Origin of the sequence: Parvimonas oralis, from assembly GCF_047608425.1 — a bacterium.
Lineage (GTDB): Bacteria > Bacillota > Clostridia > Tissierellales > Peptoniphilaceae > Parvimonas.
In genome coordinates this window covers 573,996-596,653 of sequence record NZ_JBLKRS010000001.1, presented here as the reverse complement: position 1 = coordinate 596,653, position 22,658 = coordinate 573,996, and the positions used below count along the sequence as shown (strand labels likewise).

Here is a 22,658-nt window from a genome sequence, read left to right as displayed (position 1 = left end):
CCTTTTTTAACATTTGTTTTTTAATTCATTGTAGAAAATTGAAGGTTCAACAGGTAAGTTGTTTCTTTCTTTTATTGTATACAAAAATAGTCTTTTTCTCGCTCTTGTCATTGCAACATAGAATAATCTTCTCTCTTCTTCTAATAATTTTTCATCAAAAGAATTTAATATGCTTTTTTGTGGGAATTCTCCATCAATTAGGTCCATTATAAATACATTATCATATTCTAAACCTTTTGCAGAATGTATTGTTGAAATTGATATATTGGATTTTGAACTTGAAGCATTTTTAAGTAATTCTTTTAAATTGTCCAATTTTTCAATAAATTCATCGAAAGTTTTTAAATCTTTGGATAAATATTTAATCAAGTCAAAAATTAGATTATAATTTAAATTGGAAAAGTCATTAAAATTATCCAAATAATCTCCATATCCTAGCTCATAGAGAATACAGTCAATTTTATCTTCCATTTTCATCCTTTTTAATCTTTTAAAATCATTTCTTAAGGATGTAAATTTGTTTAGATAAAAATCATTTAATTCGTACAAATCTAGTAAACTCTCTAGTACACATTGATTATAGGGCTTGTATTCCAATTTAGTTATGAAGTCCTTTTTTATATAGGCATTAAGTTTAAAATAAATTCTTTTAAAAACTTCTAGGTCTGTTGTATCTTCAGAAAATAAAAGAATATTTTTTACATCATTTAATATTCTGTTAGAATAAAAATCGAATTTATTTTCTTTTACAAAAAAATCAATATCATTATTTTTCAACATTTCTGCTATATATAGAGAAGATATATTGTTACGATACAAAACTCCAATAGTTTCGTTAGGATTTATTTCAGAAATTTTATTTACTAATTCTCTTGCTTGAATAGTTGAATTTTTAACTTTAAATAACATTATTTGCGAGTTTTCTTCGGTTGTATGTTTTGAAGATTTTTCATATCTGATTTTATTTCCTTGAATTATTTTATTACTTATTTTTATTATATTTTTAGTGGAACGAAAATTTTTATCCATAAAAAATATTTTAGAATTTGGATAAATATTTTTAAAATTTAATAAGTTTTCAGGACTTGCGCCTCTAAAACTATAGATTGATTGGTCATCATCTGCTACTATGAATACATTATTTTCTGGAAATACAATCTTTCTTATTATTTCAAATTGTAAAGTTGAAGTATCTTGTCCTTCATCAATTTGGAAAAACTTATATCTATTTTTTAAAGCTTTTAAAAGTTTTTTATCCGTTGAAATATATTCATTAGCCAAAATTAGTAAATCATTAAAATCCATAAAATTATTTTGAATTTTTATTTCATCATACAAATTATACAATTTTAACATTAAAGAACGATTTGAAATAAAATGATTTTTTCTTAAATATCCTTCAAAATCATACATCTTATTTTTTGTATAGTCATAAATTGAAAAGAAGTCATTAATTTCTTCATCAGATAGTTTTTTATAATTTTTTTGATAATATACTCTTTTTAAAATTAAAATTCTATTGAATTCGTTATTTCCTTCAATTAAAGTTTTTTTGATGTTTTTTAATTTCATATAATTTCTAACTATCTCATAGCAAAAAGCGTGAATAGTTTTAAAAGTAATTTTTCCTCTAAATTCAGGATTTTGAGCTAAAAATCTCTTTTCCATATCAATTCCTTGAGATTTGCTGAAAGTTATCGAAATTATTTCACTTGGATCTATATTATGATTTTTAATTAAATTTAAAATTCTATTTAATAATACAGTTGTCTTGCCTGAACCCGGAACTGCTAAAATTAAAGCAGGACCTTCAAAATGTTTAATGGCATCAACTTGTTGACTTGTAAATTTCATATAATCACCTTAGTATATTCTATCATAAAAATAATTCCTTTTAAAGCGTATTTATGGTAAAATATATAGGTCGGAGGTTATTATATGGACAAACACTATATTCCTAACACCAAAGGTGTTATATTTGCAAATAAGAATAAATTTTCTTTCAGCATTGATTCAATTTTGCTATCCTATTTTTCAAAAGTTAAAAAAGATAAGATATTAATTGATATCGGAGCAGGAACTGGAATAATAGGTTTTAGAATTAATTTTCTAAATAATTTAAAAACTGCATATCTTATAGAAATACAAAATGAAAATGCAAAGCTTATTGAGTATAGTATTGTTGAAAATAAATTGAATAATGTTGTACTTTTAAATAAAGATTTAAAAGAATGTTATAACGATTTTGAAAATTCATCTGTTGATTATATTGTGTCAAATCCTCCATATAAAAAAATGAATACTGGAATATTAAATGAAGATGAGAATTTTTTGATTTCAAGATATGAATATGCACTTAAACTTGAAGATATTTTAGATTTTTCATATAAAAAACTAAAATCTTCAGGAAAAGTTTTTTTGATTTACAGTATGGAACGTTTGGTTGATGTTTTAAGTGAATCGAGAAAATTTAGATTAGAGCCTAAAAGAATACAATTTATCTCTACAAATATAGATAAAAAGCCACATCTGTTTATGGTTGAGCTAGTTAAAAACGGAAATAGTAATTTATTGGTTGAAGATAATATTTATATTTATAATAAAAAAGGAGAATATACTGATAAAATTAAGGAGATATATTATGGACAGAATTTCTAATATTTATTTTGTTCCAACACCTATTGGTAATATGAAAGATATTACACTTAGAGCATTGGAAGTTTTAGCGAAAAGTGATATAATTTACTGTGAAGATACTAGAAACAGCTTAAACTTATTAAAATTTCATAATATAAATACTAAATTAGTATCATATCATAAATTTAATGAGAGCGAGAGAGTTGAAGAAATAATAAATAATATAGAAGACGGAAAAATAGTTTCTGTAATTTCAGATGCAGGAATGCCGATAATAAATGATCCCGGTTTTGTGATTTTACAAGAAGTTATAAAAAGAGATATATCTTATGAAATTTTACCCGGAGCATGTGCGTTGATAAATGGAATTTGCGGTAGCGGATTTGATGCGACAAGTTTTGTATATATGGGATTTGTTCCTAAAACGGATTCAGAACGTAAAAAATATTTTCAAAGTTTTAAAAATATGAATGTTACAGGAATATTCTATGAAAGTCCACATAGACTTTTAAAAACATTAAAATTTTTATATTCCCTATTTGGGAATATAAATGTCTGTGTATGTAGAGAATTAACAAAGCTATTTGAAGAGTATAAAAGAGGATGTTTAGAAGAAATTATTTCATATTATTCTGAAAAAGGGGTAAAAGGAGAGATAGTCCTCATAATAGAAAAAATATCTGAAGAGAAAGAGGATGTTGATATTAAAAAAGAGATATTAAATTTAAAAGATGATGGATATAGCAATAAGGACATTGTAAAAATGTTAAAAAATAGTTTTAATATTTCAAAAAATGAAGCGTATGAATTAGTATTGAATTTAGAAAACGAGGAGGAAAAATAGATGTCACAACAATTATTAAAAGAAAAACAATATCATATTGATATGAAAGCGGGAGATGTTGGAAGATATGTAATTTTACCAGGAGATCCAAAAAGATGTAAATTAATCGCAAAATATTTTGATGATGCGGTTTTAGTTGCAGATAATAGAGAATATGTAACATACACAGGATTTTTAGAAGGAGAAAAAGTTTCTGTAACAAGTACAGGAATTGGTGGAGCAAGTACATCAATAGCTGTTGAAGAATTGCATAAAATCGGTGCAGATACATTTATAAGAGTTGGTACTTGTGGTGGAATTGAATTAGATGTTGAAGCTGGAGATTTGGTAGTAGCGACTGGAGCTATCAGAATGGAAGGAACTTCAAAAGAATATGCACCAATAGAATTTCCTGCTGTTGCTGATTTTAATATCGTAAATGAGCTTACAAATGCTTGTATTGAAACAAAACAAAAATATCATGTTGGAGTTGTTCAATGTAAAGATGCATTCTATGGGCAACATCAACCTGAAACTAAACCAGTAAGCTATGAATTATTAAATAAATGGGAAGCTTGGAAAAGACTTCATACAAAGGCAAGTGAAATGGAATCAGCAGCACTATTTATAGTATCAAGTTATTTGAATACTAGAGCAGGTTCAATATTTTTGGTTGTAAACAATCAAGAAAGAGTTAAACAAAATCTTTCTAATAATGTAATAGAAGATACAGATAGAGCGATAAAAACAGCAATACTTGCTCTTAGAAATCTTATTAAAAAAGATAGAGAGAACAGATAGAATTCATAAATTTTTAATTAAAAAAATTATAATATTTTTATAATAAAGTTTATAATAAATGTTTTAAATTGCTTGACAATCATTTTACTTTATGTTATTATTTTATGAGTAATATAATGTATAATTATGTTCAAATTTAGCTTTCAAGGAGGTGTTTCTATGAGAGATAAAGTTGTGTTGGCATGTACAGAATGTAAGAATAGAAATTACAATACTAAAAAGAACAAAAAAGTTACAACTAACAGAATTGAATTAAATAAGTATTGTAAGTTTTGTAAAAAACACACTCTTCACAGAGAAACAAAATAGTTAGAGATTGGAGGAGAGTAGTATGGTGGCAAAAACTACTGATCAAAAACAAAAGAAGAACAGCTTTATGCGTGGTGTACGTCATGAGTTTAAAAAAATAATATGGCCTTCTAAAAAAAGTGTTTTTTATTACAGCCTTGCAGTAGTTGCAATTTCTATAATCAGTTCAACTATGATTTGGGGATTGGATAATGTATTAAAAAAATTGTTAGGTTTAATCATCCATTAATTATTAAGGAGGGAAGGACTTTAGTCCGCTTATATGACAACAGAAGAATTAAAGGATATTAAAGAAAAAGAAGCTAAATGGTATGTAGTTCATACATATTCAGGGCACGAAAACAAAGTTAAGGCTAATATTGAAAAGTTAGTTGTTAATCGTGGAAATGACATTGATATATTTGAAGTTGTTGTTCCAACGGTTAAAGAAGAAACAGAAACTGGAAAAATTAAAGAAAAACAATTATTTCCGGGATATGTTTTAGTTAAAATGATAATTACGGATATTTCATGGTATTTAGTTAGAAATACTAGAGGAGTAACCGGATTTGTAGGCTCAGGAAATAAACCTGTACCTTTATCAGAAAAAGAAGTTGAAGCATTAGGTGTTTCAACAAAACCATATAATGATGTGGATATTAAAGAAGGAGATTCTATTACAATTATAGATGGAGCATTTAAAGACTTAACTGCTAAAGTAATAGAAGTATCTCAAGAAAATGGTAAATTAAAAGCTTTCGTTTCTTTATTTGGAAGAGATACGCTTGCTGAATTAGATTTTAGTGACGTAATAAAAAATTAAATTTGAAAATAATTTGAAAAAATATTCAAAACAGAGATATACGAGAGTGGGAGGGGGTTAGCACCCGAAAAACCACATTAGTTTTTAAGGAGGAACTATAAAATGGCTAAAAAAGTACAAGCATTAGTAAAATTACAAATTCCAGCAGGAAAGGCAACACCTGCTCCACCAGTAGGTACTGCACTTGGACCTCACGGTGTTAACATAATGCAATTTACAAAAGAATTTAACGCAAGAACAGCAGATCAAGCTGGTTTAATTATTCCGGTAGTATTGACTGTTTACCAAGATAGATCATTTACATTCATTACTAAGACTCCACCGGTACCGGTGTTAATTAAGAAAAAATTAGGTATCGAATCAGGATCAAAAGTACCAAATAAGTCAAAAGTTGGTAATTTAACTAAAGAACAAGTTAGAGAAATTGCTGAATTAAAAATGCCTGACTTAAATGCTGCAACAATTGAAGCTGCTATAAGCATGGTTAAAGGTACTGCTAGAAGCATGGGAGTAACTGTAGAAGAGTAATATTAAGTGGGAGCAAAAAAGCGAACACCACAAGGAGGATATAAATGAAAAAAGGTAAAAAATATTTAGAAAGTTTAAAATTAATTGATAAAACAAACTTATATGATTTAAAAGAAGCATGCGAATTAGCTGTTAAAACTTCAACTGCAAAATTTGATGAAACAGTTGAATTACACGTTAAGTTGGGTGTTGACTCAAGACATGCTGATCAACAAGTTAGAGGTACTGTAGTATTACCTCACGGAACTGGTAAAACTTTAAGAGTTTTAGTTTTATGTAAAGAAAACAAAGTTCAAGAAGCTAAAGATGCCGGAGCTGATTATGTTGGAGCAGAAGATTACATTCAAAAAATTCAAACTGAAAACTGGTTTGATTTTGATGTAATAGTTGCAACTCCGGACATGATGGGTGTTGTTGGTAGAATTGGTAAAGTTTTAGGACCTAAAGGTTTAATGCCAAACCCTAAATCAGGAACTGTTACATTTGACATCGCTAATGCTGTTAAAGAAATTAAAGCAGGTAAGGTTGAATACAGAGTTGATAAAGCTAATATCGTTCACTGTCCTGTAGGAAAAGTTTCTTTCGGAGCTGAAAAAATAGAAGAAAATTTAAGAACTTTAATTTCTGCTATTATAAAAGCTAAACCGGCTGCAGCTAAAGGAAAATATTTAAGATCAGTTTCTGTTGCTACAACAATGGGACCTGGAATTAAATTAGCTTCTACTAAATTAGGAGAATAATTAATAAATTTAGACACCGAAAGGTGTCTTTTTTACTTATAATGTTTAAAGATTATCTTTTTGTGAGATAATTTTTTTTTATAAATAAAAATAAAAATCAATATTAAATATATTGAAAAGTAATATCAAAAGTGCTATAATGTTTTTAACGACGAAAACGTCGTTTTAAAAAATTTTATCAAGTATCACTTGAAAATCAAAAAAAATAGGAGGATTTAATGAATATCTATAAAAAATTATTTAAATATGTGCCTGATAAAAAGCATCTAGTTTATATTGCAATTTTTATGAGTGTTATTTCATCAGCACTTTCAATTTTACCATATTGGTATTTGTATAAATTTTTGAATGAATTTTTATTGAAAAAAGATTTTACTCAAGCTAAAAATTATGCAATTACAATTTTTGTAATAATGCTTTTACAGTCTTTGATTTATTTTATTTCAGTAGGATTTACTCATTTATTTGCTTTTAGATTGGAAACAAATCTTAGAAAAGCAGGAATAAGTCATTTAATGAAGGCTTCATTTTCTTTTTTTGATGTCAATGAATCAGGGAGAATCAGAAAAATAATCGATGATAACGCCAGTGATACTCATATGATAGTTGCACATTTAATTCCTGATATTACTGTTGCTATAGTAACGCCTATACTTTTATTTGTAATAATGTTTTCTGTAGATGTCTATTTGGGAATTGCTACCGTTATTTTAACTATTTTATCTGCTATTTTTACTAAACTTATGTATGGTGATATTAAGTTTATGGAACAATATAATAAAGCACTTGAAAGAGTTAATAGTGAGGTAGTTGAATATGTTAGGGGTATGCAAGTTTTAAAGATATTTAAAGCTTCAATATTTTCTTTTAAATCATTTTATGATTCTATCGTTGACTACTCCAAAACTGCTTATGAGTATAGTAAAAGCTGTAAACAGCCTTATGTTATATTTCAAATTGTTTTACTTGGAGCAGCTGCTTTCGTAATTCCATTTGCAATCATGTTTTCAAAGGGTACAGAAAATAATGTAGTAATAATGATTAAATTAATTTTTTTCACATGTTTTATTGGAACTTTGTTTAGTTGCCTTATGAGAATTATGTATGTTGGAATGCATCAATATATGGCAACGCAAGCAGTAGAAAAATTAGAAAATCTTTTTACGGAAATGGAAGCAAATGATATTAAGTTTGGAAATAATAAAGAGTTTTCTGGTTATGATATAGAATTTAGAAATGTTAGTTTTAAATATGATACTGCTAATATTTTGGAAAATTTAAGTTTTAGACTTGAAGAAAACAAAACTTATGCTTTGGTTGGTTCATCAGGTGGTGGTAAGTCAACAATCGCAAAATTAATTTCCGGTTTTTATAATATTAATGAAGGAGAAATTTTAATTGGAGGAAAGAATATTTCTACTTATTCAAGGGAAGCTCTTATGAATAATATCTCGTTTGTTTTTCAAAATTCAAAACTTTTTAAGACGACAATTTTTGAAAATGTAAAGATTGGAAATGAAAATGCTAGTTATGAAGAAGTTATGAATGCTTTAAAATTAGCAAGATGTGGAGATATTTTAGATAAATTTGAAACTCGAGAAAATACTGTAATAGGATCAAAGGGAGTTCATCTTTCAGGTGGAGAAATTCAGAGAATTGCAATAGCCAGAGCAATTTTAAAAGATGCTAAGATTATAATTTTAGATGAGGCTTCAGCAGCATCTGATCCGGAAAATGAACATGAGATACAATTAGCATTTTCAAATTTAATGAATAATAAGACTGTAATTATGATTGCGCATAGATTGAGTTCAATTAGAAATGTTGATGAAATATTGGTTGTTGATAATGGGAAAATTATTGAAAGAGGAACAGATAAAGAGCTTATGGAAATTGGTGGAAGATATAAATTTTTACAAGATTTATTCTCTCAAGCTAATGAATGGAGGATGTAATTATGAAAATGCTTAAAAGAATGTTTCAACTAACTGACAAGGGAACTGCCGGAATCGTAAAGGCATCAATAGCATCATTCTTTTCATATTGTAGTTTAATGATTCCTATGATTTTACTTATGTTTTTTGTTCAAAATGTTATCGAAGGAAAGGAAAATAGTATTACCTTCTTTGTAATAGGAATATTGATTATGCTAGTTGTGATGTATATTCTTATGTCAATAGAATATGACTGTTTATATAACGAAACATATAAAGAAAGTGCAAATATTAGAATAGAAATAGCAGAGATTTTAAGAAAATTACCGCTTTCATTTTTTTCAAAGCATGATGTTTCAGATTTGTCTCAAACAATTATGAAAGATGTTTCAGTTATTGAACATGCAATAAGTCATGCTATTCCAAAGGCTATAGGACTTATATTTTATTTAATATTAATAGTAATAATGTTATTAATTTATAATTTCAAACTTGCTCTTTGTATTTTAATTCCTATTATTTTGGCAACTGGGTTCATATTAATTACAAAAAAAATACAAGTTAACGGAAATAAAAAATATTATAATGTTATGAGAGGTATTTCAGAAGATTTCCAAGAATCTATTGAATTACAACAAGAGATAAAAAGTTATGGACAAGTAGATAAAATTACTAAAAAAATATATGATGATATTGACTATTCAGAAAAAATTCATATAAAGGCTGAAGGGAAAATGGTGCTTCCATTGAGTATTTCAACAAATATACAAAATTTAACTTTAGGAGCTACGATTTTATTTGGAACGGCTTTATATTTAAAGGGTGAGGCGTCTATTCTTTATCTAATAGGTTATATAATGTGTGCTTCAAAGATTATTGACGCTGTAAATGGAATGCTTTCAAATTTTGCGGAACTTATGTATTTGGATGGAAATTTACAAAGAATTAGAGAATTAAAAAGCACCAAAATCCAAACTGGAGAAGCTAAGGAACTTCATAATTTTGATATAGAATTCAAAAATGTTGAGTTCGGATATGGAGAAAATAAAGTAATTAATGATATTTCATTTGTTGCAAAACAAGGTGAAGTTACCGCATTAGTTGGACCTTCAGGTTGTGGAAAAACAACAGTTCTGAGATTGATGTCAAGATTGTATGACTATGATAGCGGAAAGATAATTATAGATGGAAATGATATAAAGGGTATTGAAACAGAGAGTCTTTTTGAAAATATTTCAATAGTTTTTCAAGAAGTTACATTGTTTAATACTTCAATTTTAGAAAATATCAGATTTGGAAATAAAAATGCAACTGATGAACAAGTTAAAGAAGCTGCAAGACTTGCTAATTGTGAAGAATTTATTGAAAAATTACCTGAGAAATATAATACCTTAATCGGAGAAAATGGAAGTAAGTTATCAGGAGGAGAAAGACAGAGAATTTCGATTGCACGTGCATTTTTAAAGAATGCTCCAATAATTTTACTTGACGAAATTAGTGCAAGTCTTGATGTCGAAAATGAAATGAAAATACAAGAAAGTTTAAATAAACTTATTAAAAATAAAACTGTATTAGTAATTTCACATAGGATGAAGTCTATAGAAAATGCAAATAAAATAATAGTAATGGAAAATGGGAAAATAGAATCTCAAGGAAATCACAATGAACTTTTAGAAAAATCTAAAGTTTATAATACTATGGTTAAAAATTCTAGTTTAGCTGAAAATTATAGTTATTAATATATGAGCGCTGTTTTTACAGCGCTTTATATTGTGAAACAACAAGGTTTCCGGGTACCCACCCGATGCAAAGCATCGAGGAAGGGTGGGGTTGTTATTGTGAAACAACAAGGTTCCCGGGTACCCACCCGATGCAAAGCATCGAGGAAGGGTTGGGTTCTTATTAATTTTTAATCGATTGGGGGAATTTATTTGATAGAGCAACGTAGAATAAATTTATTTGTCTTAATTTTTATGAATTTGATTTTTGGAACGTTGATTTTAGTGTGGAATAATTTCAAATTAGATATGATTTATTTTTGTATTTGTTCTTTAATTTTAATTTATAGTGGAAAAACTAAAAGATTTATAAAATTTCTAATTTTTTATCTTATTTGTTTGTATATAGTTTTTTATATAAAGTTGCCTGATGATTCATTTTTCTCCTTCATAGGTTTTATCAGTTATTCAAATGTAAAGATGTGTCCAACATACATGATAGCGAGTTTTATTGTTTTAGATATAAGAACAAGTGAATTGATTTATGTTTTAGGAAAATTGGGATTTGGTAAAAAAATCAGATTTGCATGTACAATTACTTTAAAATTTATTCCTATTTATTTTGCAGAAAAAAGAATTATAAAAAATGCTTTAAAACTTAGAGGAATAGATGTTTCATTTACTAAACCTATTAAACGATTTGAATATTATATTGTACCGACTCTTTTTAGAGCATCGAATATTGCAAATGAAATGACGGAGTCAGCATATACAAGATGTGCGATGTGCACTGATAATATGAATTCAATATACTATAAAAAGTTTGATATGGTAGATTTTATTCTTATTGTTATGTTGATTTTACTAGTTGCTTCTTGGGGAGGTGGATTTATTGATAAAATTTGAAAATGTAAGTTTTACTTATGAAGATTCTGATAAAAAAGCCTTAGAAGATATAAGTTTTGAAATAAATAAAGGAGAGTTGGTGTTAATAACAGGAGCTTCCGGTTCCGGTAAATCTACGATATACAAATGTATAAATGGACTAATTCCACATATTTATGACGGTGAACTTTTAGGAAATATTTTTATTGATGATAAAAATACGAAGGATTGTGAGAATTATGAGCTGTGCAAAATAATAGGTTCGGTTTCTCAAAATCCGAGAGGACAATTTTTTACTGATAATACCACTTCTGAATTGGCATTTACTTTGGAAAATTTGGGATATGAAGTTAAAGAAATTGTAAAAAAAATAGAAAATATTTCGAATTTCTTCTGTATTTCAAATATTTTAAATAAAAATGTTTTAGAAATTTCTGGTGGCGAAAAGCAAAAAATCTCTATTGCATGCGTTTCAATATTAGATGCAAAAACTTTAATATTTGATGAGCCTTCTGCAAATTTGGATTACTTAGGAATTGAGCTGTTGAAAGAAATTTTTCTAAAATTAAAGAAAAATGGATATACCATTGTCGTTGTTGAACATAGAATTTTTTATTTAAAAGAAATTTTTGATAGGTTAATTCATATAAATAAAGGGAAACTTATTGTAAATTTAGATAGAAAAGATGCTTTAAATTATAGTGCAGAAGATCTGAGAAGTTTAAATCCATTTGATAGAGAATTAACGATGATTAATAAATGTAGCAGAGAAGAGAAAATATTAGAAATAAGAAATCTTAAATTTAAAGATATTATAAAAGATATTTCTTTTGATGTTTATAGAGGTGAAATAGTTGGACTTGTAGGAAAAAACGGCGTTGGAAAATCTACAATTTCTAAGTTGATTTCTGGAATATATAACAAAACTTCAGGAAAAATTTCAAGTAAAAGTTTACCATTTGTCTTGATGCAGGATGTAGATTACCAATTATTTTCAGAAAGCGTGTTTTCAGAATTTTTCTTATCAAAGAAAGACTTGACTGATGATGAAGTTTTGGAAATATTAAAAGTTATTAATCTATATGAAAAAAGAAATTGTCATCCATTTTCGCTTTCCGGGGGAGAAAAACAAAGATTGCTTATGGGAATTTGTGCAAAAAGTGATTCTGATATTTTAATTTTAGATGAGCCGACTAGCGGTTTAGATTTTAACAATATGACTATTATTTCTGATATTATAAAAAAATTAGCAAAAGATAAAGCAATAATATTAATTTCTCATGACTATGAATTGTTGTCGAGAGTTGTAGATAGAGTGATATTTCTTGAAAATGGAAAAATCACAGAAGACTTTATTTTAAAAGAAAAAAATCAACTAACTAATATTTTTCAAAAAATAAAAGGAGGAAAAGAAAATGAAAATTAAAGATTTAGTTTTAGTTGCTATTTTAGGAGCGTTAAATTTAGTTGTTTCAATGATTGTAACATTTGCATTATTCCCATTGGGGCCATATGCTCATTGTATAAGTCCGGGAATTGCAGGATTATTTGCAGGTGCAGTTTTTGTATTTATGTGTAATAAAGTTGGGAAAAAGGGGAGTTTTTTGCTGTTTTCAGGTGTTTATTTGATTGCAATGGCTGGCGCAGGATTTTACCTTCCGTGGATTATTTCATATACGGTTTCCTTTATTATAGGAGAAGTTATACTTTCATATATGGGTTATCAAAATAAAATTGCTCAATTTATAGCTTTTGGATTGATTCAAGTAGGAAGTGAATGTGGACAAATAATACCGGTAAATTTCTTCTTAGAATCGTTTAAGAAAACTTGGGTAGGAAAAAATGGAGTTACAGAGAGTGCTATAAATGAGATGATAAAATTTTCAACTGGAACATATGGATTAATTAACCTTTTGATTGTATTTATACTGGGTGGACTTGGAGTTGTAATCGGAAATAAAATTTTGAAAAAACATTTTAAAAAAATTTAAAAATTTGGAAAAATAAAGATTTTAAGAGATATATTTTGCGTATATCTCTTTTGTTTTTTTTAAGTATATGTGTTATAATTAATATAGTTTTATGCCTTGTGATAAAACTATATTAATTTCATCGTAATTACCAAAAAAAATAACCAAAAAGGAATTACGATATAATTTAAAAGTTTTATGCCTTGTGATAAAACTATATTAATTTCATCGTAATTACCATAAAAAGATAATCAAAAGAGAATTACGATATAATTAAAAGTTTTATGCCTTGTGATAAAACTATATTAATTTCATCGTAATTACCAAAAAAATAATCAAAAAGGAATTACGATATAATTTAAAAGTTTTATGCCTTGTGATAAACTATAATTTTATTTATAATTCTGAAAAGAATTAAAAATAAAATTTCATCATATTTTACAATAAGAAAATGTCTAAAAAAGTGAAATATGATATATTAATTATAAATAAAGATACTTATTTAATTGCATATTATAATTTGTGATATAGATTTTATATAGTTAGGAGTTAGAGTATGAATATTACAATCATATTAGCCGCAGGTGAAGGAACTAGAATGAAAAGTAAGAAATCAAAGGTTTTACATAAAATTGTTAATCGAACTTTGATTGATTATGTTTATGATGCTAGTTGTGATGCAGGTAGTGATAAAACTATAATTATTGTTGGAAAAAATAAAATTGAAGTTGAAGAAAAATTTGGAGATAAGGTATTATATAAGGAACAAAAAATCGGTAAAGAATACCCTTATGGAACAGGTTATGCAGTTCAACTTGCTGTAGATGAAATCCGTGATGACGATAGTGTTTTAATTTTAAGTGGAGATACTCCTTTAATAAAAGGGGAAACTTTGCAAAAGTTGTTAGAAGAACATATTGCTATGAACTTAAAAGCAACTGTTCTTACGGCATTTATCAATGATACTACAGGATATGGTCATATTATAAAGGACAATAATGGTAAATTTTTAAAAATAGTCGAAGATAAGGATGCTACTATTGAAGAAAAGAGAGTTAAAGAAATAAATTCAGGAATTTATGTTTTTAATGGGAAAGCATTAAAAAATTCAATAACAAAGATAGATCAAAATAATGTTCAAAATGAGTTATATCTTACAGATGCAATTAAAGTTTTAGTTCAAGATGGAGAGCTTGTTTCAACGTATAAACTTGATGACATTGAAGAAATTTATGGTATAAATTCTAAACTTCAACTATTTGAAGCTGAAAAAATCATGCGTTATAGGATAAATTCAGAATATATGAAAAATGGTGTAGTAATGGAAAATCCAGAAAATACTGTTATTGAAAAGGGAATAAGTATAGGAATAGATACATTTATTGGAAGTGGTGCCAGAATTTTTGGAAATACCAGCATAGGAGAAAATGTATATATAACAGGAGATTCTTTTATAGAAAATTCTGTTATAGGAAATGATGTTGTAATTAGAAGTTCTTACATAGAGGATAGTACTGTTGGAGATTCTGTAACTATGGGACCTTTTGCTCATCTTAGACCAAAGAGTATTTTAAAAAATGAAGTTCATATAGGAAATTTTGTTGAAGTTAAAAATTCAACAGTTGGAGAAAATACTAAAGCTGGTCATTTATCCTATATTGGAGATGCGATTGTTGGTAAAGATGTAAATATGGGTTGTGGTTCTATTTTAGTAAATTACGATGGGAAAAATAAACACATTTCTGAAATCGGAGATGGCTGTTTTGTAGGTAGTAATTCTAATATAGTTTCTCCGGTAAAAATTGCAAATGATACTTTTATTGCTGCCGGTACAACTGTTGTTTCAGATATAGAAAATGAAGGCTCATTAATAATCGGACGTAGTGAAACTTTTGAAAAAGAAAATTGGGTTTATAAAAAGAATTTAAAAATAAAAAAGTAGTATTTTAGGAGGAATTATGTTAGCTTATACTGGACCTATGAAAATTTTTTCAGGAACTGCAAATAGAAAGTTTGCAGAAGATATTTGTAAATGTCTTGATATGCCATTGGGGGAAATAAATATCGGGAAATTTAGTGATGGTGAAATTAATCTTTCAGTTGAAGAGACTGTAAGAGGTTATGATGTTTATATTATTCAACCTACTTGCAATCCTACTAATGACAATCTTATGGAAGTGTTAATTATGGTTGATGCTTTTAAAAGAGCTTCAGCAGGAAGAATTAATGTTGTTATCCCTTATTATGGATATGCAAGACAAGACAGAAAGACAAAAGCCAGAGAACCGATAACTGCAAAGTTGGTTGCTAATTTGATTGAAAAATCAGGTGCTGATAGAGTTATAACTATGGATTTACATGCGGGACAAATTCAAGGATATTTTGATATTCCTGTAGATCATCTTTCTGCTATTAAACCACTAGCAGATTTCTTCAAGGATGAATTAAAAGATGAAGATAAAAATGATATGGTTGTAGTTTCTCCTGATTTAGGTGGAGTTACAAGAGCTAGAAATTTCTCTAATTATTTAGATTTACCTATAGCAATTTTGGAAAAGAGAAGACCACGTCCAAATGTTTCAGAAGTAATGAATGTTATAGGCGATATTGAAGGAAAAACTTGTATAATAGTTGATGATATTATAGATACTGCAGGAACTATTACAAATGCTGCAAATGCATTAATAGCAAAGGGAGCAAAGAAAGTTTATATTACTGCAAGTCATGGAGTATTTTCGGGGAAAGCAATTGAAAATATTGCTAATTCAAAAGTTGAAAAATGTGTTGTAACAGATACTATTCCTCAAGAAAAGAATTTAGGCGGAAAAATTGAAGTTGTATCGGTTGCACAATATTTTGCAAAGGCTATTGATAGAATAAATAACAACAGACCGGTGAGTATGCTATTTGATGGAAGATAATGTATATTTAATAGTTGGTCTTGGAAACCCAGGCAAAAATTATGTTGGAACCAGACATAATGTAGGCTATGGAGTTGTTGATATATTAGCTGAAAAGTATAGTATCAATATGAATAAAGAAAAATTTAAATCTTTTTTCGGTCAAATAAATATGTTTGGTAAAAAATGTATTTTTTTAAAACCACTTACTTATATGAATTTGTCCGGAGAAGCAGTTATAGATGCAGTAAATTATTTCAAAATAAAGCCGGAAAATATTATAGTTATATTAGACGATATAGATATTCCCTTTGGTACTGTTAGAATTAAAAAAAAGGGAAGTGCTGGGACACATAATGGCTTAAGATCAATAATTTATCATTTGGAAACAGAAAATTTTCCTAGAATAAGGGTAAGTGTTGGAAAATGTCCGGATTATATGGATTTAAAAGATTTTGTTTTAAGTAAATTTTCATCTTCAGAGGAGAAAATTTTGAAAAAAGTATTAGAAATTTCCGCAGATGCAGTTGAGGAAATAATAAAAAGTGATGTTGACAAAGCAATGTGTAAATTTAATGGAATGTGTATAGAGGAATAATATTCCTCTATATTTTTTGTGAACAAGGGGTTATTTATGAATTTTTTAATTGATTTTTTAAAGAATAATGAATCATACTTGGATATGATTTCAAATTTAAAATCAAATAATGTTCCTATTTATTGTAATGGACTTATAAAAGAGAGTTTGTTCCATTTAGTGTATTCTATTTTCAACGATTTGCCAAATAAAAATTTAGTTTTATTGGTCGAAAATGATAATAGAGCTAACGAACTTTGTGATGAATTAAAAAATTTAGTAGGGGATAAAGTTGTAGTTTATCCTAATTTTGAGATAAGATTTCACAATATAAATAGTTTAGAAACAAATCTTGAAAATATTAGAATAGAGATAATGAATAGACTTATTTCTAAAGAAAAATTCATAATAATTACAACTGCAGGTGCTTTGTCAAAGAAGATAAGTACACCAAATTTTTTTAAATCACATTATATTTACATTAACGAAAATTCGGAAGTAAATCTTAAAGAATTAACAGAAAATTTAATTAAAATGCATTATGATAGAGTTGATTTTGTTGAAGCAAAGGGACAATTTTCAATAAGAGGATCTATTTTTGATATATTTCCTGTAAATTTTAAAAATCCAATAAGAATAGAGTTATTTGGAGATGATGTTGATTCTATACGTGTTTTTGACATAAACAGTCAAAGATCAGTTGAAAAGTTGCAGAAGGTAGAAATAATACCTGCAAAAGAAATGGTATTATCAAAAGCAGATGTTGAAAATATTTTAAACGGTTTGAATAAAGATATTGAGAAGTTACAAAAGTTAAAATTATTTGGAAAAGATATTGAAAAAGCAACAGAAAAATTTTATCAAATTTATAATGATTTAAAGGAAAATTATCATATTTCAAATATGGATTTAATTTCACCTTATATAAGAAAAGGTAGTTATTCGACACTTTTAGATTATTTGGATCAAGATTCTATAGTTTGCACAGAAGATATTTTAAAAATTTATGACAGAAATTTGGAAATAGAAAATTTATTTCATGAAAATGTACTTTTTTCTATTGAAAACGCAGAGATTTTAGATTCTCATAAGGATATTTTAATTCCTTTTGAAAATATCTTAAGAAGAATTAAAGAATTTAGCGTAATAAATTTTACACAACTTTTGAAAAGAACAAAAATAATAAATCCTAAAAGTATAGTAAATTTAAAAACTATTGAGTCTGAAATATTCAATAGAAAATTTGATATGCTATTTCAGAGTTTGAAATATAAATTGCAGAGAGGATATAAAATTGTAATTTTTGCCGGTTCATTTGAAAAAGCGAATAACCTAAAGGAAATTTTATTTGCTGAGAATATAAATTCAAATATATTTCAAGGATTAGAATTTGAATTAAAAAGCTCTATTTTAGGGATTTCTACATTAAATTTAGAATCTGGATTTGAATATCCTATTCAAAAAGTTCTTTTTTTAACACATAAAGAAATTTATGGTACTGTAAAAAAGACTTCTAAAAAAGTAAAAAAGAAAAGTAAAGATACCTTACTAGATTACACTGACTTAAATGTCGGAGATTTTGTTGTTCATGAAAATCATGGAATTGGAGAATATAGAGGAATTCAACAGATAGAAGTTGATGGTATTGTAAAGGATCACATCTTAATTTTATATAAAGGAAATGATAAATTATATATTCCGACAGATCAAATGAATTTAATTCAAAAATATATCGGAAAAGACGGATATAGACCAAAATTAAATAGATTGGGCTCTAATGATTGGGTTAAAACAAAAACTCGTGCTAAAAAAGTTTTAGATGAAATTGCAATAGATTTAGTTCAACTATATGCGAAAAGGGATAAAATAAGAGGATTTGCATTTTCAGAAGATACAACATGGCAAAAAGAATTTGAAGACAGTTTTATTTATGAAGAAACATATTCACAGCTTAGGGCAATTAATGAAATCAAGAGAGATATGGAGCAATTTAAACCTATGGATAGATTGCTTTGTGGAGATGTAGGTTACGGCAAGACTGAAGTAGCTTTAAGAGCAGCTTTTAAAGCTATGATGGATGATAAACAGGTTGCATTTTTAGTTCCTACTACAATACTTGCTCAACAGCATTATAATACTGCCATTGAAAGAATTGGAGATTTTCCTGTTGAAATAGAAATGCTCAGCAGATTTAGAAGTCCTATAAAACAAAAAGAAATTTTAAAAAATGTAAAAAACGGGAAAGTGAATTTACTAATAGGTACACATAAATTATTATCAAAGAATTTAGAATTTAAAGATTTAGGACTTCTAATAATAGATGAAGAACAAAGATTTGGTGTTAAACATAAAGAATCATTAAAAAAAATTAAAGAAAATATTGATGTCTTATCACTATCTGCAACACCTATTCCAAGAACTATGCAAATGAGTTTAGTTGGAATTAGGGATATGAGTATTTTAGATGATGCACCTGAGGAAAGAGTAACAATCGCTACATTTGTTTTAGAATATAATGATTCTGTAATTCGTGAAGCTATTTATAAAGAAATAGATAGGGGTGGACAAGTCTATTTTGTATATAATAGAATTAAAGATATGGATAAGATGTATGTTGAATTGTCAAAGCTTGTTCCTGATGCAAGAATTGCAATGGCACATAGTAAATTATCCAACAAAGAGTTAGAAAATATTATGTATGATTTTCAAGAAGGAGAATATGATATATTATTATGTACTACAATTATTGAAACAGGTATGGATATAAAAAATTGTAATACTATGATTATATATGATGCTGATAAAATGGGATTATCTCAACTTTATCAGTTAAAGGGAAGAATAGGACGATCAACTAGAAGAGCTTATGCATATTTCACTTATGAAAAGGATAAAGTTTTAACTGAAATTTCAGAAAAAAGACTTATGGCTATAAGAGATTTTTCTGAATTTGGTTCAGGTTTTAAAATAGCTATGAGAGATTTAGAACTTAGAGGGGCAGGAAATATCTTGGGTGAATGTCAATCCGGACATATAGAAACAATTGGTTATGAAATGTATGTAAGAATGCTTGAAGAAAGTATAAAAACTGTTAAGGGAGAAAAATTACAAATTAAAAATCAAACAACAATAGAACTTTCAGTTGATGCATATATTCCTTCAAATTATATAGGAGACAGTAATCAAAAAATCGATATGTATAGAAAAATTGCAGGAATAACATCGAAAGAAGATTTTAATGAAATCTATGCTGAGTTAACTGACAGATTTGGAGATGTTCCAAAAACAGTATTAAATGTTATGAATGTGTCATATTTGAAAAGTATTTCTACAGAGTTGAATTTTATTAAAATAATTGAGAGAGAAAAATCAGTTGTATTTAAGTTTGGACAGACAGATAGAGGTATTTTAGAGTTAATCGGCAGAATTTCTGATTCATTATTTAGAAAAATAGAGTTTAATTTTAATGAAGATGCTGAATTGATTTATAATTATGATAAGAAAAAATTAGAAGAAAGTATTGATTTTGTTGAAAATTTGCTATTTTTAAAGCAAAATTGTTAAAAAAACTTTGACATTATTAAAAAAATGATGTATAATATCAAAAGATTAAAATATTAGTCAAAAAGGAGAGAAGTATGAAAAATAGATTAATAAAATTTGCAAGTGTAATAGTACTTTCAGCTATGCTTTTTACTGCTTGTGCTAAAGCGCCAAGAGGAGCTATGGTAAAAATTGGGGATAAGTATATTACTGAGGAACAAATTCAAAAAGAATATGACAGAGTAATTGCATCTTATACAGATGAGCAAAAGGCAAAATATGATGAATCAACTGATGAGGGCAAAAAAGCTTCTTTAAATCTAAAACAAAACATCTTAGAAATGTTCTCTAATATTGAAGTTGTTAAACAAAAATTTGCTAAATTAGAAAAAGAATATAAAGATGAGGGAAAATCTGAAGAAGAAATTGCTAAAGTAACTGTAACAAAAGAAGAAATTGAAGATAATTTTAATAAAGTTAAAGAGCAATTAGGCGACAAGTTTAATGAACAACTTGAAAAGGCTAAACTTACTGAAGATGAATTAAAATATAAGATTGAAGATAATCTATATTCTACAAAATTCCAAACTTGGTTTTCTGAAAATTTCGAACCAACTGATGAAGAAATTATGGAAAAATATAAGGGAAGTAACTTTGACGGTCCACAAATTAATGCAAGTCATATTTTAGTTGAAAATGAAGAAGATGCTAAAAAAGTTAAGAGCCGTTTAGAAGCCGGAGAAAAATTTGAAGATGTAGCCGTTGAAGTTTCAAAAGATCCATCTGCTAAGAAAAATAAAGGTCTTTTGGGAACTTTCACTAAGGGAGTTATGGTACAAGAATTTTATGATGCTGCAGCTAAATTGAAAGTTGGAGAAATTAGTGAACCTGTTAAGAGTAAATTTGGATACCATATAATAAAATTAAATGAAATAGTTGAAGAATATGATAAATTTTCTGATGAAAGTAAGTCACGTATTAAGCAAGGATTGAAAAAAACTATCATGTCAGAAAAATTTAAGACTGAATTTGAAAAGATTCAAAAAGAAGTTAGCTATTTACCAATAAAAAATTTCAAATAATCGGCTAAATTGCTTGATATTTTTTGAAAATTAATATATAATAATATTGCACAATGGTTAAGATACCATTTTTATAGGCAATTATTAAATATAATAGTGTATTTAGGAGGAAATTTTAATGAACAAATCTGAATTATTAGCTAGTATGGCTGAAAAAGGAAAAATTACAAAAGTTGATGCTGAAAGAGCATTAAACGCTTTTATTCAAACTGTTGAAGAAACATTAGTTAAAGGGGAAAAAGTTCAATTAGTTGGATTTGGAACTTTCGAAGCTAGAGAAAGAAAAGCAAGAAGTGGAAGAAACCCAAGAAACCCTAAAGAAGTTATTAAAATTCCAGCATCAAAAGCACCAGTATTCAAAGCTGGAAAATCACTTAAAGAAATTGTAAATAAATAATTTTGATGATGAATGAAAAAATCAGACCTTGAGTCTGATTTTTTTGTAAAAAAATATATATATGTATTGAAAAATAATATATAATATGTTATAATATCTTGGTGAAAAATCACATATTCGGATTGAACAAGTGTTGCCTAAAGAGGTTCTTGTCAAGTTGATGAATATGGGTGGCTAAAAAACAGGAGGTAAGAAAATGTCACAAGTAATTTTGATGAAAAATTTATTAGAAGCAGGGGTACATTTTGGACATCAAACTAGAAGATGGAATCCAAAAATGTCAAGATTTATTTTTACAGAAAGAAATGGAATCTATATTATAGATTTGCAAAAAACTGTAAAACAAATTGAACAAGCATATGATTTCGTAAGAGAAATTGTTGCTGATGGTGGAAGAGTTCTTTTTGTTGGAACTAAAAAACAAGCTCAAGAAGCTGTTGAAACAGAAGCAAAAAGAAGTGGACAATTCTATGTTAGTCATAGATGGTTAGGTGGAATGTTAACTAACTATAAGACTATAAGAAAGAGAATTGAAAGATTAAAGAAATTAGAACTTATGGAAGAAGATGGAACTTTCCAAAGATTACCTAAGAAAGAAGTAATTAAATTAAGAAGAGAAGCTGAAAAGTTAGAAAAATTCTTAGGCGGAATTAAAGAAATGGAAAAACTTCCAGATGTTCTTTTCGTTATAGATCCAAAGAACGAAAAAATTGCTGTAAATGAAGCAAAAATATTAGGTATTCCTGTTATAGGAGTTGTTGATACTAACTGTGATCCAGATGAAGTTGATATAGCTATTCCAGGAAATGACGATGCTATTAGAGCTGTAAAATTATTAACAGGTACAATTGCTAATGCTATTGTTGAAGCTAAACAAGGAGAACAAGTTGAAGCAGAAGAAGTTGTAGTTGAAGAAGTTACAGTAGAAGTAGAAGAAGTTTCTGAAGAAGTAGCTGAATAATTAGAAAGTGGAATTTAAAGGGGTAAGGATTCAAATTTTTAATATTTATCC

At 27.3% G+C, this 22,658-nt stretch carries 21 protein-coding genes; 20 read left to right on the top strand and 1 reads right to left on the bottom strand.

Going from position 1 to position 22,658, the window contains the following annotated elements; genetic code table 11:
* Positions 1 to 6: 6 nt before the first annotated feature.
* Positions 7 to 1,854, bottom strand: a complete 1,848-nt coding sequence (locus ACMX2D_RS02895) for an ATP-dependent helicase (protein WP_414972628.1) — start codon at positions 1,852 to 1,854, stop codon at positions 7 to 9.
* A gap of 84 nt (positions 1,855 to 1,938) precedes the next feature.
* Here ACMX2D_RS02895 and ACMX2D_RS02890 point away from each other — a divergent pair, with 84 nt between their 5' ends.
* The 20 genes from ACMX2D_RS02890 to rpsB all read left to right on the top strand — a co-directional run bounded on the left by ACMX2D_RS02890 (position 1,939) and on the right by rpsB (position 22,607).
* Positions 1,939 to 2,658: a tRNA1(Val) (adenine(37)-N6)-methyltransferase gene (locus ACMX2D_RS02890; RefSeq protein WP_414972627.1), complete on the top strand. Its 720-nt coding sequence runs from the start codon at positions 1,939 to 1,941 to the stop codon at positions 2,656 to 2,658.
* On the top strand, positions 2,642 to 3,481 hold the full coding sequence (gene rsmI / locus ACMX2D_RS02885; RefSeq protein ID WP_414972626.1) for a 16S rRNA (cytidine(1402)-2'-O)-methyltransferase: 840 nt from the start codon (positions 2,642 to 2,644) through the stop codon (positions 3,479 to 3,481). Before ACMX2D_RS02890 ends, rsmI begins: the two co-directional genes overlap by 17 nt.
* Entirely contained in the window at positions 3,482 to 4,261 is a 780-nt protein-coding gene (udp, locus tag ACMX2D_RS02880) for a uridine phosphorylase (RefSeq protein ID WP_009448994.1), read from the top strand. It abuts the gene before it with no gap.
* A 159-nt stretch (positions 4,262 to 4,420) separates the two neighbouring features.
* Positions 4,421 to 4,570, top strand: a complete 150-nt coding sequence (rpmG, locus tag ACMX2D_RS02875; protein WP_009372623.1) for a 50S ribosomal protein L33 — start codon at positions 4,421 to 4,423, stop codon at positions 4,568 to 4,570.
* Between the two features lie 22 nt (positions 4,571 to 4,592).
* Positions 4,593 to 4,799: a preprotein translocase subunit SecE gene (gene secE / locus ACMX2D_RS02870; protein ID WP_009449147.1), complete on the top strand. Its 207-nt coding sequence runs from the start codon at positions 4,593 to 4,595 to the stop codon at positions 4,797 to 4,799.
* 33 nt (positions 4,800 to 4,832) lie between these two features.
* A complete protein-coding gene (nusG, locus tag ACMX2D_RS02865; protein ID WP_009448700.1) occupies positions 4,833 to 5,372 on the top strand; it encodes a transcription termination/antitermination protein NusG in 540 nt (179 codons plus the stop codon).
* 102 nt (positions 5,373 to 5,474) lie between these two features.
* Entirely contained in the window at positions 5,475 to 5,900 is a 426-nt protein-coding gene (gene rplK / locus ACMX2D_RS02860; RefSeq protein WP_414970642.1) for a 50S ribosomal protein L11, read from the top strand.
* 44 nt (positions 5,901 to 5,944) lie between these two features.
* Entirely contained in the window at positions 5,945 to 6,640 is a 696-nt protein-coding gene (rplA, locus tag ACMX2D_RS02855) for a 50S ribosomal protein L1 (RefSeq protein WP_414970643.1), read from the top strand.
* Positions 6,641 to 6,858: 218 nt separating this feature from the next.
* Positions 6,859 to 8,595: an ABC transporter ATP-binding protein gene (locus ACMX2D_RS02850; protein WP_414972624.1), complete on the top strand. Its 1,737-nt coding sequence runs from the start codon at positions 6,859 to 6,861 to the stop codon at positions 8,593 to 8,595.
* The gene (locus ACMX2D_RS02845) at positions 8,595 to 10,313 is read left to right on the top strand and encodes an ABC transporter ATP-binding protein (RefSeq protein ID WP_205420692.1); all 1,719 of its coding nucleotides are present in this window, start codon (positions 8,595 to 8,597) and stop codon (positions 10,311 to 10,313) included. The genes ACMX2D_RS02850 and ACMX2D_RS02845 overlap by 1 nt, the downstream gene beginning before the upstream one ends.
* 192 nt (positions 10,314 to 10,505) lie before the next feature.
* Complete coding sequence (locus tag ACMX2D_RS02840; RefSeq protein WP_029949149.1) at positions 10,506 to 11,198, top strand: energy-coupling factor transporter transmembrane component T; 693 nt, start codon at positions 10,506 to 10,508, stop codon at positions 11,196 to 11,198.
* A complete protein-coding gene (locus ACMX2D_RS02835; RefSeq protein WP_052400376.1) occupies positions 11,176 to 12,603 on the top strand; it encodes an ABC transporter ATP-binding protein in 1,428 nt (475 codons plus the stop codon). Before ACMX2D_RS02840 ends, ACMX2D_RS02835 begins: the two co-directional genes overlap by 23 nt.
* Positions 12,593 to 13,168 carry an MptD family putative ECF transporter S component gene (locus ACMX2D_RS02830; RefSeq protein ID WP_414972623.1) on the top strand — a complete coding sequence of 192 codons (576 nt, stop codon included), beginning with the start codon at positions 12,593 to 12,595 and terminating at the stop codon, positions 13,166 to 13,168. The genes ACMX2D_RS02835 and ACMX2D_RS02830 overlap by 11 nt, the downstream gene beginning before the upstream one ends.
* Before the next feature lie 535 nt (positions 13,169 to 13,703).
* Positions 13,704 to 15,089, top strand: coding sequence for a bifunctional UDP-N-acetylglucosamine diphosphorylase/glucosamine-1-phosphate N-acetyltransferase GlmU (glmU, locus tag ACMX2D_RS02825; RefSeq protein WP_414972622.1), 1,386 nt, complete (start codon positions 13,704 to 13,706; stop codon positions 15,087 to 15,089).
* Positions 15,090 to 15,105: 16 nt separating this feature from the next.
* Complete coding sequence (locus tag ACMX2D_RS02820; protein ID WP_009448643.1) at positions 15,106 to 16,068, top strand: ribose-phosphate diphosphokinase; 963 nt, start codon at positions 15,106 to 15,108, stop codon at positions 16,066 to 16,068.
* Positions 16,058 to 16,645 carry an aminoacyl-tRNA hydrolase gene (gene pth / locus ACMX2D_RS02815; protein WP_414970648.1) on the top strand — a complete coding sequence of 196 codons (588 nt, stop codon included), beginning with the start codon at positions 16,058 to 16,060 and terminating at the stop codon, positions 16,643 to 16,645. The genes ACMX2D_RS02820 and pth overlap by 11 nt, the downstream gene beginning before the upstream one ends.
* Before the next feature lie 36 nt (positions 16,646 to 16,681).
* Complete coding sequence (mfd, locus tag ACMX2D_RS02810; protein WP_414972621.1) at positions 16,682 to 20,188, top strand: transcription-repair coupling factor; 3,507 nt, start codon at positions 16,682 to 16,684, stop codon at positions 20,186 to 20,188.
* A gap of 74 nt (positions 20,189 to 20,262) precedes the next feature.
* Positions 20,263 to 21,249, top strand: a complete 987-nt coding sequence (locus ACMX2D_RS02805) for a peptidylprolyl isomerase (RefSeq protein WP_414972620.1) — start codon at positions 20,263 to 20,265, stop codon at positions 21,247 to 21,249.
* A gap of 118 nt (positions 21,250 to 21,367) precedes the next feature.
* Entirely contained in the window at positions 21,368 to 21,646 is a 279-nt protein-coding gene (locus tag ACMX2D_RS02800) for an HU family DNA-binding protein (protein WP_004833235.1), read from the top strand.
* A 196-nt stretch (positions 21,647 to 21,842) separates the two neighbouring features.
* Positions 21,843 to 22,607, top strand: a complete 765-nt coding sequence (gene rpsB / locus ACMX2D_RS02795) for a 30S ribosomal protein S2 (RefSeq protein ID WP_009448745.1) — start codon at positions 21,843 to 21,845, stop codon at positions 22,605 to 22,607.
* The last annotated feature ends 51 nt before the right edge of the window (positions 22,608 to 22,658 follow it).

Excerpts from the sequence above, each read along its gene's own strand:
- rsmI (WP_414972626.1), top strand. The coding sequence starts at position 2,642 with ATGGACAGAATTTCTAATATTTATTTTGTTCCAACACCTATTGGTAAT.
- nusG (WP_009448700.1), top strand. The coding sequence starts at position 4,833 with ATGACAACAGAAGAATTAAAGGATATTAAAGAAAAAGAAGCTAAATGG.
- udp (WP_009448994.1), top strand. The coding sequence starts at position 3,482 with ATGTCACAACAATTATTAAAAGAAAAACAATATCATATTGATATGAAA.
- rpsB (WP_009448745.1), top strand. The coding sequence starts at position 21,843 with ATGTCACAAGTAATTTTGATGAAAAATTTATTAGAAGCAGGGGTACAT.
- ACMX2D_RS02895 (WP_414972628.1), bottom strand. The coding sequence starts at position 1,854 with ATGAAATTTACAAGTCAACAAGTTGATGCCATTAAACATTTTGAAGGT.
- rpmG (WP_009372623.1), top strand. The coding sequence starts at position 4,421 with ATGAGAGATAAAGTTGTGTTGGCATGTACAGAATGTAAGAATAGAAAT.
- glmU (WP_414972622.1), top strand. The coding sequence starts at position 13,704 with ATGAATATTACAATCATATTAGCCGCAGGTGAAGGAACTAGAATGAAA.
- pth (WP_414970648.1), top strand. The coding sequence starts at position 16,058 with ATGGAAGATAATGTATATTTAATAGTTGGTCTTGGAAACCCAGGCAAA.
- mfd (WP_414972621.1), top strand. The coding sequence starts at position 16,682 with ATGAATTTTTTAATTGATTTTTTAAAGAATAATGAATCATACTTGGAT.
- ACMX2D_RS02805 (WP_414972620.1), top strand. The coding sequence starts at position 20,263 with ATGAAAAATAGATTAATAAAATTTGCAAGTGTAATAGTACTTTCAGCT.
- rplK (WP_414970642.1), top strand. The coding sequence starts at position 5,475 with ATGGCTAAAAAAGTACAAGCATTAGTAAAATTACAAATTCCAGCAGGA.
- ACMX2D_RS02850 (WP_414972624.1), top strand. The coding sequence starts at position 6,859 with ATGAATATCTATAAAAAATTATTTAAATATGTGCCTGATAAAAAGCAT.
- secE (WP_009449147.1), top strand. The coding sequence starts at position 4,593 with ATGGTGGCAAAAACTACTGATCAAAAACAAAAGAAGAACAGCTTTATG.
- ACMX2D_RS02800 (WP_004833235.1), top strand. The coding sequence starts at position 21,368 with ATGAACAAATCTGAATTATTAGCTAGTATGGCTGAAAAAGGAAAAATT.
- rplA (WP_414970643.1), top strand. The coding sequence starts at position 5,945 with ATGAAAAAAGGTAAAAAATATTTAGAAAGTTTAAAATTAATTGATAAA.
- ACMX2D_RS02890 (WP_414972627.1), top strand. The coding sequence starts at position 1,939 with ATGGACAAACACTATATTCCTAACACCAAAGGTGTTATATTTGCAAAT.
- ACMX2D_RS02830 (WP_414972623.1), top strand. The coding sequence starts at position 12,593 with ATGAAAATTAAAGATTTAGTTTTAGTTGCTATTTTAGGAGCGTTAAAT.
- ACMX2D_RS02820 (WP_009448643.1), top strand. The coding sequence starts at position 15,106 with ATGTTAGCTTATACTGGACCTATGAAAATTTTTTCAGGAACTGCAAAT.